At 52.7% G+C, this 17,354-nt stretch carries 20 protein-coding genes; 17 read left to right on the top strand and 3 right to left on the bottom strand.

Features of this window, described 5'->3' with window-relative positions:
* Positions 1 to 449: 449 nt before the first annotated feature.
* Together M979_RS19345 and yjdN are read left to right on the top strand one after the other, a co-directional pair.
* On the top strand, positions 450 to 785 hold the full coding sequence (locus M979_RS19345) for a zinc ribbon domain-containing protein YjdM (protein WP_064556119.1): 336 nt from the start codon (positions 450 to 452) through the stop codon (positions 783 to 785).
* A 111-nt stretch (positions 786 to 896) separates the two neighbouring features.
* Complete coding sequence (gene yjdN / locus M979_RS19340; protein WP_064556087.1) at positions 897 to 1,334, top strand: VOC family metalloprotein YjdN; 438 nt, start codon at positions 897 to 899, stop codon at positions 1,332 to 1,334.
* Positions 1,335 to 1,451: 117 nt separating this feature from the next.
* On the opposite strand, the gene M979_RS19335 is transcribed toward yjdN, so the two are convergent.
* Positions 1,452 to 2,666 (bottom strand): phospholipase effector Tle1 domain-containing protein, encoded by a 1,215-nt coding sequence (locus M979_RS19335; RefSeq protein WP_064556086.1) that lies wholly within the window; start codon positions 2,664 to 2,666, stop codon positions 1,452 to 1,454.
* Positions 2,667 to 2,858: 192 nt separating this feature from the next.
* On the opposite strand from M979_RS19335, the gene phnC reads away from it, so the two are divergent.
* From phnC to phnP, 14 genes are all read left to right on the top strand, one after another.
* Positions 2,859 to 3,641: a phosphonate ABC transporter ATP-binding protein gene (gene phnC, locus M979_RS19330; RefSeq protein ID WP_034457016.1), complete on the top strand. Its 783-nt coding sequence runs from the start codon at positions 2,859 to 2,861 to the stop codon at positions 3,639 to 3,641.
* A gap of 34 nt (positions 3,642 to 3,675) precedes the next feature.
* Positions 3,676 to 4,692, top strand: a complete 1,017-nt coding sequence (phnD, locus tag M979_RS19325) for a phosphonate ABC transporter substrate-binding protein (protein WP_064556085.1) — start codon at positions 3,676 to 3,678, stop codon at positions 4,690 to 4,692.
* Positions 4,693 to 4,810: 118 nt separating this feature from the next.
* Complete coding sequence (phnE, locus tag M979_RS19320) at positions 4,811 to 5,593, top strand: phosphonate ABC transporter, permease protein PhnE (protein WP_064556084.1); 783 nt, start codon at positions 4,811 to 4,813, stop codon at positions 5,591 to 5,593.
* Positions 5,594 to 5,609: 16 nt separating this feature from the next.
* Entirely contained in the window at positions 5,610 to 6,335 is a 726-nt protein-coding gene (phnF, locus tag M979_RS19315; RefSeq protein ID WP_064556083.1) for a phosphonate metabolism transcriptional regulator PhnF, read from the top strand.
* Positions 6,336 to 6,797 (top strand): phosphonate C-P lyase system protein PhnG, encoded by a 462-nt coding sequence (gene phnG, locus M979_RS19310; protein ID WP_034455025.1) that lies wholly within the window; start codon positions 6,336 to 6,338, stop codon positions 6,795 to 6,797. It abuts the gene before it with no gap.
* Positions 6,794 to 7,378: a phosphonate C-P lyase system protein PhnH gene (gene phnH, locus M979_RS19305; RefSeq protein WP_064556082.1), complete on the top strand. Its 585-nt coding sequence runs from the start codon at positions 6,794 to 6,796 to the stop codon at positions 7,376 to 7,378. The genes phnG and phnH overlap by 4 nt, the downstream gene beginning before the upstream one ends.
* Entirely contained in the window at positions 7,378 to 8,442 is a 1,065-nt protein-coding gene (locus M979_RS19300; RefSeq protein ID WP_064556081.1) for a carbon-phosphorus lyase complex subunit, read from the top strand. Before phnH ends, M979_RS19300 begins: the two co-directional genes overlap by 1 nt.
* The gene (locus M979_RS19295; RefSeq protein ID WP_064556080.1) at positions 8,435 to 9,283 is read left to right on the top strand and encodes an alpha-D-ribose 1-methylphosphonate 5-phosphate C-P-lyase PhnJ; all 849 of its coding nucleotides are present in this window, start codon (positions 8,435 to 8,437) and stop codon (positions 9,281 to 9,283) included. The genes M979_RS19300 and M979_RS19295 overlap by 8 nt, the downstream gene beginning before the upstream one ends.
* Positions 9,280 to 10,038 (top strand): phosphonate C-P lyase system protein PhnK, encoded by a 759-nt coding sequence (gene phnK / locus M979_RS19290; protein ID WP_064556079.1) that lies wholly within the window; start codon positions 9,280 to 9,282, stop codon positions 10,036 to 10,038. Before M979_RS19295 ends, phnK begins: the two co-directional genes overlap by 4 nt.
* A gap of 131 nt (positions 10,039 to 10,169) precedes the next feature.
* On the top strand, positions 10,170 to 10,871 hold the full coding sequence (gene phnL / locus M979_RS19285; protein ID WP_064556078.1) for a phosphonate C-P lyase system protein PhnL: 702 nt from the start codon (positions 10,170 to 10,172) through the stop codon (positions 10,869 to 10,871).
* Positions 10,861 to 11,997, top strand: a complete 1,137-nt coding sequence (phnM, locus tag M979_RS19280; RefSeq protein ID WP_064556077.1) for an alpha-D-ribose 1-methylphosphonate 5-triphosphate diphosphatase — start codon at positions 10,861 to 10,863, stop codon at positions 11,995 to 11,997. Before phnL ends, phnM begins: the two co-directional genes overlap by 11 nt.
* Positions 11,997 to 12,530: a ribose 1,5-bisphosphokinase gene (gene phnN / locus M979_RS19275; protein WP_064556076.1), complete on the top strand. Its 534-nt coding sequence runs from the start codon at positions 11,997 to 11,999 to the stop codon at positions 12,528 to 12,530. The genes phnM and phnN overlap by 1 nt, the downstream gene beginning before the upstream one ends.
* Positions 12,531 to 12,635: 105 nt before the next feature.
* The gene (gene phnO, locus M979_RS19270; RefSeq protein WP_064556075.1) at positions 12,636 to 13,094 is read left to right on the top strand and encodes an aminoalkylphosphonate N-acetyltransferase; all 459 of its coding nucleotides are present in this window, start codon (positions 12,636 to 12,638) and stop codon (positions 13,092 to 13,094) included.
* Positions 13,072 to 13,830 carry a phosphonate metabolism protein PhnP gene (phnP, locus tag M979_RS19265; protein WP_034455034.1) on the top strand — a complete coding sequence of 253 codons (759 nt, stop codon included), beginning with the start codon at positions 13,072 to 13,074 and terminating at the stop codon, positions 13,828 to 13,830. The genes phnO and phnP overlap by 23 nt, the downstream gene beginning before the upstream one ends.
* On the opposite strand, the gene M979_RS19260 is transcribed toward phnP, so the two are convergent.
* Together M979_RS19260 and yjdP are read right to left on the bottom strand one after the other, a co-directional pair.
* The gene (locus tag M979_RS19260; RefSeq protein ID WP_064556074.1) at positions 13,814 to 14,425 is read right to left on the bottom strand and encodes a hypothetical protein; all 612 of its coding nucleotides are present in this window, start codon (positions 14,423 to 14,425) and stop codon (positions 13,814 to 13,816) included. The genes phnP and M979_RS19260 overlap by 17 nt on opposite strands.
* Positions 14,426 to 14,661: 236 nt before the next feature.
* On the bottom strand, positions 14,662 to 15,003 hold the full coding sequence (yjdP, locus tag M979_RS19255) for a DDRRRQL repeat protein YjdP (RefSeq protein WP_064556073.1): 342 nt from the start codon (positions 15,001 to 15,003) through the stop codon (positions 14,662 to 14,664).
* 536 nt (positions 15,004 to 15,539) lie between these two features.
* Between yjdP and M979_RS19250 the strand changes: the two genes are divergently transcribed.
* Complete coding sequence (locus tag M979_RS19250) at positions 15,540 to 17,318, top strand: sodium:solute symporter family protein (RefSeq protein WP_064556072.1); 1,779 nt, start codon at positions 15,540 to 15,542, stop codon at positions 17,316 to 17,318.
* Positions 17,319 to 17,354 lie beyond the last annotated feature (36 nt).

Raw genomic sequence — 17,354 nt, 5'->3', positions numbered from 1 at the left:
TCGTTAAGTTTTTGATGCGTTGGCTGCTCGCCTTCGCCCCAGTCACATAGTTAACTACGCTCCAGGGACGCACGCGCTTGCCGCCTTACCATAACTCGAATTATTTTGGGTATATATTTTGTGTGTCTACTCAGTACCGGAAATTATAATTACGCGCGGAAATCATTTATTCGACAATATTATAATCAGGCTTATTTTTTCATAGAGTGAGTTTCTGGCTAAATAACCAGAAAGAGAGACCATAGCGTATTTTTATAAACTTATTCTGTATTTTCGTCGCGAATTTAGCAATTGATTAACGTTTAAAAATAGCATTTTCTTATTACGATATTCTGGCTGGTGCAAGGCATAGCGGCAATCCTCCCCACAAAAGTAGGGTTTTAATGTATAATCACGCCACTTTTGGCGGGAAACCGCTATTTTTAAAGCTTATTTTTGAGGATATGACGATGACACTCCCTCATTGCCCTAAATGCAATTCCGAGTACACCTACGAAGACAACGGTATGTTTATCTGCCCGGAATGTGCGCATGAATGGAATGATGCCGAACCTGCAGCAGACAACGATCAACTGGTTGTTAAAGATGCCAACGGTAACCTGTTAGTTGAGGGTGATAACGTCACTGTAATTAAAGATCTGAAGGTCAAAGGCAGCTCTTCTATGTTGAAGATTGGTACTAAAGTAAAAGGTATCCGTCTGGTTGAAGGCGACCATAACATCGATTGCAAGATTGATGGTTTCGGCCAAATGAAGCTGAAATCTGAGTTCGTTAAGAAGAACTAAGTAATTTTTCCTCTCCCCCCGGGAGAGGAGAAAAACCACCCTCCCCCGCCTGGCTTGCCCAACTTCCCCCAACTAAACTTCTTGTGCACTCCGCATTATGAGGAATTAGTCATGTCTGTAAGCCCCTACATCTTTTTTGACGGCACCTGTGAAGAAGCGATTGAGTTCTACAAACAAGCCATCGGTGCTGAGCTGTTGTTTAAAATGACTTTTGGTGAAATGCCAAAAGACGAGAATCAGTCGGCTGAAGGATGCAGCAGCGGTTTTAACTGGCCGGACGATAAAATCATGCATGCCAATGTGCGCATTGGCGATGGTGAAGTGATGATGAGCGACGGCAATATGTCCGCCGATAAAGTAAAACACGCGGGCTACTCGCTGAGTTTATCCAGCAAAGATGTCAGTGAGGGAAAACGTTGGTTCGACAACCTTTCCGCAGGTGGTGATGTCACCATGCCATGGAGCGAAACATTCTGGGCAAAAGGCTTCGGTATGTTTACCGATAAATACGGTATTCCATGGATGGTGAATGTCGAAAAACCGATGTAGCCGGTTCGACCTGATGCCAAACGTAGGTCGGATAAGCGCAGCGTCATCCGACAAATCTGACGAAAATGGTGGATGACGCTTGCGCTTATCCACCTACGCAACCCATTCTCAATCTTTTTACCGCGCAATCGCCCAGTTAATGGGGATAGCACCTTCCCCGCGCAGATAATCCTGCAAAGGCTGCGGGCTATATGAACCACTCAGCCATTCCCCATTGATTGCCGACTGCTGAAGTAACGTTGCACCACCACTAAGACGCTCAATCACCGACTGGTGAACCATCATGGATGAAGTGATCGGTGGCGGAAGTTGCCGGGGCATAATGCGCAGATAGCGCGTGGGTGGATACCAGTCACAATGCAGCGGCCCAAGGGGGTCAGCCACCACTTCGCTGGGTGCCAGATTAACGCCCAAATCGTCGAGTGCATCGTGCATCCAAAGGTATGCGCCATTCGACAAGCTGCGGTCCTCGTCCGTGCCAATATAGCCCCCACCGACATCATGATGAATACCGGGAAACATCACCTGCAAAATACGATCGCGGTTATCCCACAACACCGGTGCTAAATCGAGACGTTGCTCGTCAATGGCAATGGCCTGAAGGCCGTATTTAACCCGTGAATGCAGCTCAGTATTGTTAAAACGAAAAACGTTATACCGCTTATCATTGAAATACTTGGGAATGCCCATCTGCCCAACGGTTTCCCACACCGCTACCGCTTCGATGCTCGCCGGTCGAGTTATGCAGGTTGGGTCTACGCTGTCACAAAAAAATCCCGGCAGCTCACGCACCACACCGCCCAAAAGGCTGGGGCTCATATCCGGGGAATGAGCAAGATATTGCGCCCATACGGATGAAGCAAAACGCCACGCTTCATCTTTATTGCGAGCATTTAAATTCAGCTTTTCACGATTTAATAAACCACGGTCGATAATCATCTGTGCCAGCACTCGCGCGGTATAAGCACCCTGGCTAAATCCCACCAGATAGATACGATCGCCCGCCTGCCAGTGCCGACTAATAAAGGTATACCCGCGAATGATCGGCACGATCAACTCGGCGCCAAAAGCACCTCCGAGGCGTTTCACCAGACCATTATGCGGATCGCCCCTACCATAAATGTACTTGGCAACTTGTACGATCCCGCCACTGCTATTGGTCAGGATCTTTTCTTGCTCATTGGCTAACAACAAACTTTGCTTATCAACTGTCCCTTTTAAATCAACAAACAATTGATAAACGTTACTCGCTGCGGCTTCGTCATCCGCTTGATTTTCTACACCGGGAGCGGTCCATGTGCCATCGGCACAAAAAATAATGTTTTTGCTCATCGCTGCTTTCCCAACGACCGACGGGTATCTGTAAGCAAAGACAAAAACGAAGCGTGAAACAATACGACAAATAGTTGATTAGCCTGATGACTTCCAGGCTCCCGCTCACTCTTCATCATATCGAAACTTATCTTTAACAAAATCGTCACATTCTATCGGCACCATGAGGCAACTTTTTAAGGAGCCTGAATGATGCAAACAATTATTCGCGTCAACAAATTGAGCAAAACCTTCAACCAGCATCAGGCATTAAATGCTGTTGATTTGGAAGTAAATGAAGGTGAGATGGTCGCTCTGCTGGGGCCGTCAGGTTCAGGCAAATCCACCCTCTTACGCCATCTGAGCGGTCTGATTACTTCTGATAAATCAGCTCATTGTCACGTTGAATTGCTAGGCCGCACCGTCCAAAAAGCGGGCCGCCTGGCAAGTGATATTCGTAAGAGTCGAGCTCACACCGGCTACATTTTCCAGCAGTTCAACCTGGTGAACCGCCTGACAGTACTGGAAAACGTACTGATTGGCGCACTGGGTTCCACGCCGTTCTGGCGCACCTGTTTTAACTGGTTTACCCGCGAACAAAAGCAACGTGCGTTGCAGGCGCTGACCCGCGTCGGCATGACGCAATTTGCGTATCAACGTGTATCCACCCTGTCCGGTGGGCAGCAACAGCGCGTGGCGATTGCCCGTGCGCTGATGCAGCAAGCAAAAGTGATTCTGGCCGATGAGCCCATTGCCTCACTCGATCCGGAATCTGCACGCATTGTTATGGAAACGCTACACGACATTAACCGCCTGGATGGCATCACCGTAGTGGTGACGCTGCATCAGGTGGACTACGCCCTGCGCTACTGCGAACGCATCGTCGCTCTGCGTCAGGGTCATGTGTTTTACGACGGAAGCAGCTCTGAGTTCGACAACGAACGTCTGGGCAATCTTTACCGCAGCATGAATCGCGTTGATGCGGTTGCTGCTTAACAACTTTGTTATCTCTTTCAAGGAACAGTCAGCCATGAGCTACAAAAAAGTTGCCGCCCTCGCCTTTACCAGCCTGCTAAGCGTCAGCACTCTGTTCAGCACCGCCCATGCGGATGAACAAGAAAAGTCCCTGAACTTCGGCATCATCTCGACTGAATCACAACAAAACCTGAAACCGCAGTGGGACCCGTTCCTGAAGGATATGGAGAAGAAACTGGGCATGAAAGTGAATGCTTTCTTCGCTCCGGACTACGCAGGGATTATCCAGGGGATGCGCTTTAACAAAGTTGATATCGCCTGGTACGGCAATCTTTCGGCCATGGAAGCAGTTGACCGCGCTAACGGTCAGGTATTTGCTCAGACGGTAGCAGTAGATGGCAGCCCGGGTTACTGGAGCGTGCTTATCGTTAACAAAGACAGCCCAATCAACAACCTGCAAGACATGCTGGCAAAACGCAAAGAGCTGACTTTCGGTAACGGTGACCCGAACTCTACTTCTGGTTACCTCGTCCCGGGATACTACGTTTTCGCCAAGAACAACGCATCGGTGAGCGAGTTTAAACGTTCTGTGAATGCCAGCCATGAAACCAACGCCCTGGCAGTGGCTAACAAGCAAGTCGATGTAGCAACCAACAACACCGAAAACCTCGAAAAGCTGAAAACATCCGCACCGGAAAAACTTAAAGAACTGAAAGTCATCTGGAAATCTCCACTGATCCCAGGTGACCCAATCGCATGGCGTAAAAACCTGTCTGAAGCCACCAAAGACAAGATCTACGACTTCTTTATGACTTACGGCAAAACACCGGAAGAGAAAGAGGTCCTGACTCGTCTCGGTTGGGCTCCGTTCCGTCCATCCAGCGACCTGCAACTGGTGCCGATTCGCCAGTTGGCACTGTTTAAACAAATGCAGGGAGTGAAGGACAACAAAGGCATGGATGACAAAGATAAAACAATCAAAGTCAGCGAGTTGCAGAACCAACTTAGCGATCTGGATCGTTTGACTGCGGCACTGTCTGCCATGAGCAACGTGAATAAAGCAGTTCAGTAAATTCACGATTATTCCAGGCCTTTGTAGGGCGGTTAAGCGCAGCGTCACCCGACAATTTGGTAGATGACGCTACCGCTTATCCACCCTACGAAAAGCACAATCCGTAACGGAGCACCCCATGCAACAAACCATTCAAGTCGCCACACCAAAACGTAGCTGGTTCTCGCTACTCGCCTGGGCGATTTTGTTAGCGGTACTCGTTGCCTCCTGGCAAGGCGCGGAAATGGCCCCGCTCACCTTGATTAAAGATTCCGGCAACATGGCCACCTTTGCAGCCGACTTCTTCCCGCCTGATTTCAGCCAGTGGCGCGACTATCTGGGCGAAATGTCTATCACTTTGCAAATCGCCGTCTGGGGCACAGCCCTTGCCATCGTACTTTCCATTCCTTGTGGCCTGATGTGTGCCGACAACCTGGTGCCATGGTGGGTTTACCAGCCAATGCGCCGCCTGATGGACGCCTGCCGCGCCATCAACGAAATGGTCTTCGCGATGTTGTTCGTGGTCGCCGTCGGTCTGGGTCCATTCGCCGGTGTGCTGGCGCTGTTTATCCACACAACTGGCGTCCTTTCCAAACTGCTTTCTGAAGCGGTTGAAGCTATTGAACCCGGCCCGGTGGAAGGCATTCGTGCAACCGGCGCAAACAAGCTTGAAGAAATTCTCTACGGCGTGCTGCCACAAGTGATGCCACTGCTTATCTCCTACTCGCTCTACCGCTTTGAATCGAACGTCCGTTCAGCAACGGTGGTTGGCATGGTAGGTGCTGGCGGGATTGGCGTAACGCTTTGGGAAGCGATTCGTGGATTCCAGTTCCAGCAAACCTGCGCGCTGATGGTCATCATCATCGTCACAGTCAGTCTGCTGGACTTTATGTCGCAACGGTTACGTAAGCATTTCATTTAACGAGGCTTTGTTGAAAATGCACTTATCCAGACATCCGACCAGTTACCCGACGCGTTACCAGGAAATCGCCGCCCTGCTTGAAGTGGAGCTGCGCAAAAACTACCGCAGTGGAGACTATCTGCCAGCCGAAAGCCAACTGGCTGCACGCTATGAAGTGAATCGCCACACGCTGCGCCGCGCCATTGATCAACTTGTGGAGAAAGGCTGGGTGCAGCGCCGCCAGGGAATTGGTGTGCTGGTGCTGATGCGTCCATTCGACTACCCGCTAAATGCACAAGCACGCTTTAGTCAGAACCTGCTCGACCAGGGAAGCCACCCCACCAGCGAGCGCTTACTCGCGGTACTGCGTCCGGCCTCCAATAGTGTGGCAGACGCGCTCGGCGTCACCGAAGGCGAGAACATCATTCACCTGCGCACACTGCGCCGCGTTAACGGAATCGCGGTGTGCCTGATAGACCATTACTTTGCAGAACTTGCGTGGTGGCCCGCGCTGCAACAGTTCACCAGCGGTTCGCTGCACGACGTGATTCAGACCCAACTCGGTATCAACCTCACACGCACCCAAACACGCATCAGCGCACGCCGCGCACAGTCCAAAGAAAGTCGCCTGCTGGAGATCCCGAATATGTCTCCGCTGCTGTGCGTGCGCACCCTCAACCACCATGAAGGTGACGCCTCTCCTGCGGAATACTCCGTCAGCCTGACGCGTGCCGACATGATTGAATTCACCATGGAGCACTAAATGGACGCACCGCATTTTGACACCGCACAGCGCCAGCAGTGGATGGCCGTGCTCGCCCACAGCCTGCCTCAAGAACTGGCAGCACTTTGGGCAGAACAAAAACTCAATCCCGACTATCAGGTAATACGCCAGCCAGAAACCGGCCTGGTACAAATTCAGGCGCGAATGGGTGCCACCGGGCAACGTTTTTTTGCCGGTGATACCACGCTGACCCGTGCGGTCGTACAACTTGCCAACGGGACTTACGGTTACAGCTACATATCAGGGCGCGATAAAGCCCACGCCGAACGCTGTGCCGTAATCGACGCGCTAATGCAAGAACAAGTTCAGTTCAGGACATTGCAGGAAACCTTAATTGCCCCACTGGCGGCCAACCGCGAACAACGCCTGGCCGCCCGTCGCACCCAAATTAACAGCAGCCGAGTCGACTTCTTCACTCTGGTTCGCGGAGATAACGCATGACCCTGATGACCGCTTTTAACCTACCCGTGCAGGATGCACAACAGAGCTTCCGCCGCCTGCTCAAAGCGATGAGCGAGCCGGGCGTTATTGTGGCTCTGCATTCGCTGCAACATGGCTGGAAACCACTGAACATTGCCTCCACCAGCGTGCTGCTGACCCTTGCCGATAACGACACACCTGTGTGGATCAGTGACGCTCTGAGCAACGACGTGACTTTGCAAAACGTCCGTTTTCATACCAACGCCCCGGTTTCCACAACACCTGAGCAAGCGCAGTTTGCCGTTGCCGACAGCGCAATTTCAGCCGGGCAGCTTAACGCGCTGGCACAGGGAACAGACGTGGCACCCGACACCAGCGCCACGCTGATATTGCAAGTGCCGAGCCTGAGTGGCGGCCGCATGTTGCGCTTAACGGGAGCCGGGATTCGCGAAGAACGCATGATTGCTCCACAACTGCCTGATTGTGTCATTCATGAACTCACCGAGCGCCCGCACCCGTTCCCATTGGGTATCGACTTGATTCTGACCTGTGGCGAGCGCCTGCTGGCGATCCCTCGCACCACTCATGTGGAGGTGTGCTGATGTACGTCGCCGTCAAAGGGGGCGAGAAGGCGATAGCCGCCGCCCATCAACTTCAGGAACACAACCGCCGTGGCGACCAAAATCTCGCGGAACTGGGTGTAGCACAAATCGAGCAGCAGCTAGGCCTGGCCGTTGATCGCGTCATGACCGAAGGTGGCATCGCCGACCGCGAACTGGCGGCACTCGCCATCAAGCAGGCCAGCGGCGACATGGTTGAAGCCATTTTCCTGCTGCGTGCTTACCGCACCACGCTGCCACGCCTGGCGGTGAGCGAGCCGCTAAACACCGCCGAGATGCGTTTAGAGCGTCGAATTTCTGCGGTTTATAAAGACGTGCCAGGCGGCCAGTTACTTGGCCCGACTTACGATTACACCCACCGCCTGCTGGATTTCACTTTGCTGGCGAATGGCGAAACGCCAACGCTTAAAACCGCTGACGAGCACAGCGAACCCGCGCCGCACGTTTTCAGCCTGCTGGCAAAACAGGGGCTGGCAAAAGCGGAAGAAGATAACGGCGAAAAGCCCGATGACATCACCCGCCAGCCGCCGGTTTACCCATGTTCCCGCTCTTCGCGCCTGCAACAACTGGTGCGCGGCGACGAAGGCTATTTGCTGGCTCTCGCCTACTCCACACAACGCGGCTACGGGCGCAACCACCCGTTCGCGGGGGAAATTCGCAGTGGCTATATCGATCTGGAAATCATTCCGGAAGAGTTGGGATTTGCGGTGAACATCGGCGAACTGCTGCTGACCGAGTGCGAAATGGTTAACGGCTTTGTCGCGCCGGAAAATGAAGATCCGCACTTTACACGCGGCTACGGGCTGGTGTTCGGCATGAGCGAACGCAAAGCGATGGCAATGGCGCTGGTGGACCGCGCCCTGCAAGCCCCTGACTACGACGAAACCGTGGCAGGCCCGGCGCAGGACGAAGAGTTCGTGCTGGCCCACGCCGATAACGTCGAAGCCGCCGGGTTTGTCTCGCACCTGAAACTGCCGCACTACGTCGATTTCCAGGCCGAACTGGAACTGCTTAAACGTCTGCAAAAGGAACGTCATCGTGACTAAGGCACTCTCCGGCTACAACTTTGCTTATCTGGATGAACAAACCAAACGCACCCTGCGTCGTGCGATTCTGAAAGCGGTAGCAATCCCAGGTTATCAGGTGCCGTTTGGTGGGCGCGAAATGCCGATGCCCTACGGCTGGGGCACAGGCGGTATCCAGATCACCGCCAGCGTGATTGGCGAAAACGACGTGCTGAAGGTGATTGACCAGGGTGCAGACGACACCACCAACGCGGTGTCGATTCGCAACTTCTTCAAGCGCGTGACGAACGTGGCGACCACTGAATCCACCGCCGATGCCACGCTGATTCAGACGCGCCACCGCATTCCGGAAACACCGCTGACGGAAGATCAGATCCTGATTTATCAGGTGCCGATTCCTGAGCCGCTGCGCTTTATCGAACCGCGCGAAACCGAAACCCGCACCATGCACGCGCTGGAAGAGTACGGCGTAATGCAGGTGAAACTGTATGAAGACATCGCCCGTTTCGGCCATATCGCCACCACATACGCCTACCCGGTGAAGGTGAATGAGCGCTACGTGATGGACCCGTCGCCAATCCCGAAATTCGACAACCCAAAAATGGACATGATGCCTGCACTGCAACTGTTCGGTGCCGGACGTGAAAAACGTATCTATGCGGTGCCGCCGTTTACCCGCGTGGAAAGCCTCGATTTTGAAGACCATCCGTTTACCGTCCAGGAGTGGGAAGAGCCTTGCGCGATTTGCGGCTCGCACCACAGTTACCTCGACGAAGTGGTGCTCGACGATGCCGGCAGCCGCATGTTCGTCTGCTCCGATACCGATTTCTGCCGCCAGAACAGCGAGGCCGCATCCAAATGACTCAACCGTTACTTTCCGTCAATAACCTGACGCACCTTTATGCTCCCGGCAAAGGCTTCAGCGATGTGTCATTCGAGCTTTATCCTGGGGAAGTGCTGGGTATTGTCGGCGAATCTGGCTCTGGCAAAACCACACTCCTGAAATCTATTTCTGCCCGCCTCGCCCCGCAAAATGGCGAAGTGGTTTATCTCGACTCGTCGCTGTATGGCATGAGCGAAGGCGAGCGCCGCCGCCTGCTGCGCACCGAATGGGGCGTGGTGCATCAACATGCGATGGACGGTCTACGCCGCCACGTTTCCGCTGGCGGCAACATCGGCGAACGTTTAATGGCAACCGGTGCACGGCACTATGGTGACATTCGTGCCACCGCCGAGCACTGGTTAGAAGAGGTGGAAATTCCGGCCTCACGCATCGACGACCTGCCGACCACCTTTTCCGGCGGTATGCAGCAGCGCCTGCAAATCGCCCGCAACCTGGTGACGCACCCGAAGCTGGTGTTTATGGATGAGCCGACGGGCGGGCTGGATGTTTCCGTGCAGGCACGCTTGCTCGACCTGCTGCGCGGCCTGGTGCGCGAACTGAATCTTGCGGTGGTGATTGTCACCCACGATTTGGGCGTGGCGCGCCTGCTGGCAGACCGCCTGCTGGTGATGAAACAAGGCCAGGTAGTGGAAAGCGGCCTGACCGACCGCGTGCTGGATGACCCGCATCATCCGTATACCCAGTTGCTTGTTTCTTCAGTTTTGCAGAACTGACTTTCGTCATCGTCGGATGGCGCTATCGCCTTATCCGACCTACGAACCACGAATTACGAACGACGCACCTGTAGGTCGGATAAGGCGTAAGCCGCCATCCGACGCCATGGCATACGTATTAAGGAATCAATATGTCCCTCTTACGGGTTGAAAACTTAAGCAAAACCTTTGTGTTACACCATCAACACGGCATCCGTTTGCCGGTACTGGCCAATGCCTCGCTGGAAGTCGAATCCGGGGAATGTGTGGTGCTGCACGGCCATTCCGGCAGTGGGAAATCCACTTTGCTGCGCTCGCTCTACGCCAACTATTTACCCGATGAAGGGCATATCTGGGTCAAACATAACGACGAATGGCTGGACATCGTCCAGGCTCCGGCGCGTGACGTGCTGGCGGTGCGCCGCCAAACCATCGGCTGGGTTAGCCAGTTTTTGCGCGTTATCCCGCGTATTTCAGCACTTGAAGTGGTGATGCAACCGCTGCTGGACCTGGGCGTGTCGCGTGAGGTCTGTGAAGACAAAGCGTCAATGTTACTGACTCGCCTGAACGTCCCGGAACGCCTGTGGAACCTGGCTCCGTCGACGTTTTCCGGTGGCGAACAGCAGCGAGTAAACATCGCTCGTGGCTTTATCGTCGATTACCCGATTTTACTGCTTGATGAACCCACCGCGTCGCTGGATGCAAAAAACAGTGCCGCCGTGGTGGATTTAATTCTGGAAGCCAAAGCACGAGGCGCGGCGGTGGTCGGTATTTTCCACGACGAAGCGGTGCGCAACCAGGTAGCAGACAGACTGCATTCTATGGCAACCATCGAGGCTAAAAATGATCATTAATAACGTCAGGCTGGTGCTGGAAAATGAAGTGGTTAATGGCTCACTGGAAGTGGCCGACGGTGTGATCCGCAACTTTGCCGATAGCCCAAGCCAGCTCCCGCAGGCGCACGATGGCGCAGGCGGCTGGTTGATGCCGGGACTTATTGAGTTGCATACCGACAACCTCGACAAATTTTTTACCCCGCGCCCGAAAGTGGACTGGCCTGCCCATTCCGCAATGAGCAGCCATGACGCATTAATGGTCGCGAGCGGCATTACTACGGTGCTGGATGCGGTAGCGCTGGGCGATGTGCGCGATGGCGGCGACCGCCTGGAAAACCTCGAGAAGATGATCAATGCGGTAATGGACAGCCAGGCGCGCGGTGTTAACCGTGCCGAGCATCGCCTGCATCTGCGTTGCGAACTGCCACATCACACCACGCTGCCGCTGTTTCAGCAGTTAATCGAGCGCGATGGCGTGTCGCTGGTGTCATTAATGGACCACTCACCGGGCCAGCGCCAGTTCTCCAACCTGGTGAAGTATCGTGAATATTACCAGGGAAAATATTCGCTCAGCGATGCGCAGATGAACAGCTACGAGGCGGAGCAACTTGCGCTGGCTGAGCGTTGGTCACAGCCCAATCGCCTGGCGATTGCCGCTGAATGCCGCGCACGCAATATCGCCCTCGCCAGCCACGACGACGCAACCAGCGCCCACGTGGTGGAATCCCACGATCTGGGTAGCGTAATCGCTGAATTCCCAACCACGCTTGAAGCCGCACAAGCCTCACGCCAGCATGGTTTAAGCGTGCTGATGGGCGCGCCGAATATCGTGCGCGGCGGCTCGCATTCCGGCAATGTGGCAGCACATGAGCTCGCACAAGCTGGCCTGCTGGATATTCTCTCATCCGACTATTACCCGGCAAGTTTGCTGGACGCCGCATTCCGCGTGGCGCACGACGAATCGAACAGTTTTACCCTGCCACAAGCGGTGGCACTGGTCACACGCAACCCAGCTAAAGCATTGAATCTCGATGACCGAGGCGTGCTCGCAGAAGGCAAACGTGCCGATATGGTGCTGGCGCATCTTCACGGCGACCATGTCCATGTCGGCCACGTCTGGCGTCAGGGAATACGGGTGTTCTGATGAGCAAAATAGTCTGGTTGATGGGGCCGTCAGGTTCCGGGAAAGACAGCCTGCTGACGGCACTGCGCCAGCAGGAGAATAATCAACTACTGGTGGCGCACCGTTACATCACCCGCGCCGCCGACGCCGGATGTGAAAACCATATCGCTTTGAGTGAAAAGGAGTTCGCTCAGCGTCAGAAACAAGGGCTGTTTGCCCTGTGCTGGCAGGCACATCGCCAGAGTTATGCCGTAGGCATTGAGCTGGATATCTGGCTCGATTCGGGGCTCGACGTGGTGGTGAACGGCTCGCGCCAGCATCTGGTGCAGGCGCGGGCACGTTACGGCGATGCGCTGGTGCCGATTTGTCTGCACGTTTCAACGGACGTTTTGCGTAAGCGCCTGGAAGCTCGCGGGCGCGAAACCGCGCAGCAGATTGAACAACGTCTGCAACGTGCAGCTTTGTATGCCCCGGATTTGGATAATTGCATGATACTCAATAACGACGGTAGTCTGGATGAGTCTGTTTCGTCGTTTATACATTTGATCTACTGAGCTGCTTTAATGCCGGATGACGCTTCGCTTATCGGACCTGTGACTCGGGTTTTGTAGGGTGGATAAGCGACAGCGTCATCCACCAAATTCACAAGGAAACGCGCCATGTTGGAATTTCGCCCCGCCACGCTTGCCGATACCGATGCCGTCTACGCTCTGATTTGCGAATTAAAGCAGGCGGAATTTAATCGCCAGGCGTTTAACGCTGGATTTGCGGCAAACCTCCAGGACAACAACTTATGCTATCAACTCGCCGAACTAAACGGCGAGGTGGTGGGCATGATTGGTTTGCATATGCAGTTTCATCTGCACCATGTGAATTGGGTAGGTGAAATTCAGGAACTGGTGGTCATGCCGCAAGCGCGTGGTTTTGGTGTGGGCAGCAAGTTGCTGAGCTGGGCCGAAGAGTACGCCCGGCTCGCTGGCGCTGAATTAACCGAGCTTTCCACCAGCACCAAACGATATGACGCCCACCGTTTTTATGAGCGTGAGGGTTATCAGCAGACCCATTTTCGTTTCACCAAACCGATGGAGACAAACAGTGACTCTGACGCTAACTCTTAGCGGAACCGGCGGCGCACAACTTGTTCCGGCGTTCGGCTGTTTTTGTGCTGCCTGCGAGCGTGCGCGTAGTCATCCGCAACACCGCCGTAAACCCTGTAGCGCGGTGGTGAAGTTTAACGATGCGGTGACGCTACTGGATGCGGGTATTCCCGACTTAATGGACCATTGGCAGCCTGGGGAATTCCAACAATTTTTGCTGACCCATTACCATATGGACCACGTGCAGGGATTGTTCCCATTGCGCTGGGGCGTAGGCGAAAAAATCCCAGTGTACGGCCCCGCTGATGAACAAGGCTGTGATGATTTATTTAAGCACCCAGGGATTCTCGATTTTAGCCACACTCTTGAGCCATTCGTCTGGTTTACTCTGCAAGCGCTGCGCGTAACTCCCCTGCCGCTCAACCATTCAAAACTAACGCTCGGATATTTGTTTGAAACGCCGCACAGCCGCGTGGCGTGGTTAAGCGATACCGCGGGCCTGCCAGAGAAAACGCTGAAGTTTCTGGCGAACAATAAGCCTGATGTCATCGTGATTGATTGCAGCCATGAACCGCGCGCCGATACGCCCAAAAACCATTGCGATTTAAATACCGTTATTGAGCTTAACAAACAGATTGGCTGCCCGCGCGTTGTCCTTACCCATATCAGCCACCAGTTTGATTGTTGGTTGATGGAGAATGCGTTACCCGCAGGATTTGAGGCTGGATTTGATGGGATGGTTATTCGGGTGGATTAGCCGATTTAATCTTGCTGATCACTAACAGTCGATACTGATGAATTTCAGGATCGGTTCCCCAGGCGTACGGTGACCATTTACTGATGAACTCAGTTTCACTCGTAATGCGTTGTAATTCGTTATCTTCTTTTGTGCCATCCCAAATCATGACTTCGTATTCAGGATCGGCAATGGCTTCGGAAATGCGGTATTCCCAAAAACGACGACCATCAGCGGTTTGCTCATTATCAGAAACAACAATCTCATACGTTTCCAATAACCAGGCAAAGATCAATTTTGCTAATCCGTTTAACGCAGCCTGGTGCTCAGCAATAAACGTGCGCCATACCATGACCTGCGTACAGTGCTGTTTGCCTGGCACCACAAATTTCCCGGTAACAATTTTTACCGCGTAGGCGGTGATATCGTCTTTTAGCAGGCGGTATTGTTTACCGTCTGGCGACATCACCAGACGGTATCCCGCCGGAGGAATGTAGCCGGGTAAGCTAAAAGGTTTAACCCCTTTGGCGAGGAACGCCCGGGTGTGTTCCCGGTTACGATCCGGGGCGTTGAGCTTTCTGTTGAAATCCGCGTCGCTTATCAATCTCGGTGCCATCAGCTGTGAAATCCTTATCCCAAGTATGCTTGTTTCTCCCTTTAAAGCCAGCTTAAAAAAACCACATTTCTCCCGATATTACGGGGACTTGTAGTAACAAAAACTAAGCCTGGAAAGAAAATTAACACACTAAATGAATAAGGTTTCACCACTTTTTTGTTTGCTTTTAGTTTTCAGAAGACAACTCGCGAAACGCAAATTTAATGCGCTTTTTATCACTCGACGATTTTCAAAATTTACCGAAAATCATCATCCAACCGGCGCTCGTCATCTTCAAGCTGGCGACGCTGTTGATCCAACTGACGCTGTTGGTCGTCAAGCTGGCGTCGACGGTCTTCGAGCTGACGGCGCCGGTCTTCATACTGGTGGCGATCGTCATCATTTCGGCGCTGGCTTTCATCCCAACGGCGGTCGTCGTTGTCGTCATTACGGCTGTCATTCGGATTGTAAGCGTCGTTAATCGCCTGCGAAATAGACCCCACAATGGAGTTATCAAACAGACCATCCAACGCATCTGCGTGGGCAATGGTTGTCATGGTCAGGGTGCCGAGCAGTAGCACGGTGGAGAGTCGATTCATAAGCCCATCTCATGAAATTTGAGTCTCTGGAAGATAAGAAAAACGCCTCTTTTTCAATAGAGGAGAATTCTCAATTTTCATGCCACACATAATTAACAAATAATCTTTATATTAAACAAATCCACACACGATGAAATTAACGCCTTTGCACTACTCACCTTTGCCTGGCAAACAATTCGAAAATTCCTGTGCATTTTTTTTATTTTAAGGAAATCATATTGATTTAGATTAAAAAACAAACAAGATCATTCTTATTCGTTCGGAAAAACCGCAACTTCAAGATAATGAAATTAAAAAACATGATCGTCATCGGTTATTTTAAATAAAAAATAAAACGTTATTTCAACTTATATGAGTGGTGTGTTTTAATCTTTCCAATTCTAACTAACCCTAAAGAATTAGAGTTACATCGCGGCGGCAATGGAATGAATCCCGATGAGCTTACTCAGGTAAGTCATTCAGACGAGTGAAAACAGCCAACAAAGATGCTGCTTGAAAGATAAAGGGTTTAACTCATACGGACATGGGGCACTCATATGTCTTACGACTACATAGTAATAGCGGGTTATTTCTTATTAATGGTAGCCATTAGTCTGCTATTTAAAAAAATGGCCAGCAACAGTACCAGCGACTACTTCCGCGGAGGCGGCAAGATGTTGTGGTGGATGGTTGGGGCGACCGCGTTTATGACGCAGTTCTCAGCCTGGACGTTCACCGGTGCTGCAGGTAAAGCCTTTACCGATGGCTTCGCAGTACTGGCTGTATTTATCGGCAACATGTTTGCCTATCTTCTGGCGTGGGCTTACTTTGCGCGTCGCTTCCGCCAAATGCGTGTTGATACGCCAACTGAAGCGGTACGTCGCCGTTTTGGCCCGGTCAACGAGCAGTTCTTTACCTGGGTTATTATCCCACTTAGCGTGATTAACGCCGGTGTATGGCTAAATGGCCTTGGCGTGTTCGCCTCCGCTGTATTTAACGCTGACATCATCAGCACTATCTGGATTACCGGCCTTGCGGTTCTGGCCATCTCCATGCTGAGTGGCGCCTGGGGCGTGGTAGCGTCCGACTTTATTCAGACGCTGGTTATCGCAGTTATTTCCGTCGCTTGCGCCGTGGTTGCCTTGTGGGCAGTCGGTGGCCCGGCAAACATCGTGACTGAGTTCCCATCCGGCTTCTTTACTGGCCCGGATATGAACTACCCGTTACTGATGGTCGGCACCTTCCTGTTCTTCATCGTGAAGCAGTTGCAAAGTATCAACAACATGCAGGAATCCTACCGTTTCCTGAATGCTAAAGACTCCAAAAACGCCAGTAAAGCCGCCCTGATGGCGCTGCTGATGATGCTGATTGGCGCGGTGATTTGGTTCATCCCACCATGGGCAACTGCGATTCTGTACCCGAATGCCGGCGCGCAATATCCAGAGCTGGGCGCGAAAGCACGTGATGCGGTTTACCTGGTGTTCGCTCGTGAAGCAATGCCGCTGGGTACTGTAGGGCTGCTGATGGCGGGTCTGTTTGCGGCAACCATGTCTTCAATGGACTCCGCACTGAACCGTAACTCCGGTATCTTCGTACGTAGCTTCTACGCAACGATTGTGCGTAAAGGCAAAGCAACAGATAAAGAACAGCTGCGTGCGGGTCAAATCGCCTGCCTGGTTAACGGCTTGCTGGTTATCTTCATGGCGCAGTTCTTTAACTCGCTCAAGCACCTCAGCCTGTTCGACCTGATGATGCAGGTAGCCACACTGCTGCAATCACCGATTCTGGTTCCACTGTTCTTCGGTATGCTGATTCGCAAAACACCTTCATGGGCACCGTGGGCAACCGTAGTATTCGGCCTGGGCGTCTCCTGGATGGTTGTTGATGTGTTCACGCCACAGTATGTCATGTCCTGGTTCGGTGTTGAGAAACTGACTGGCCGCGAAATTAGCGAACTGAAAACTATCATTCCAATCGTTGCACACCTGGTGCTGACCGGTGGCTTCTTCTGCCTGAGCGCGCTCTTCTATAAGCCGCAAACAGACACAAACGTCGAAGCGGCCAATGCATTCTTTAAAGATGTTGAAACCGAGTGTGTTGAAGATGACGCGCAAGACATCGTTGACCGTATGCAACGTAACAAGCTGGGCGACCTGACCATCTACATGGCAATTGGCTTGTCTGCAATGGTGTTTATTCCAAACCCAATGTGGGGCCGGTTACTATTCCTGTCCTGTGCAGCGGCGGTGTTTATTGTCGGGTATGCGTTAAAACGCAGTGCGAAGATCGACCGCGCAGCGGTGGTGTTCAGGCCAGCAACGCAAAATAATCGGTAACATTATTCCCTGAGCTAAAAAGCCACCGAAGTTTGC

This window comes from Buttiauxella noackiae ATCC 51607, assembly GCF_001654865.1.
GTDB lineage: Bacteria > Pseudomonadota > Gammaproteobacteria > Enterobacterales > Enterobacteriaceae > Buttiauxella > Buttiauxella noackiae.
This window is presented reverse-complemented; position numbering and strand designations above follow the sequence as displayed.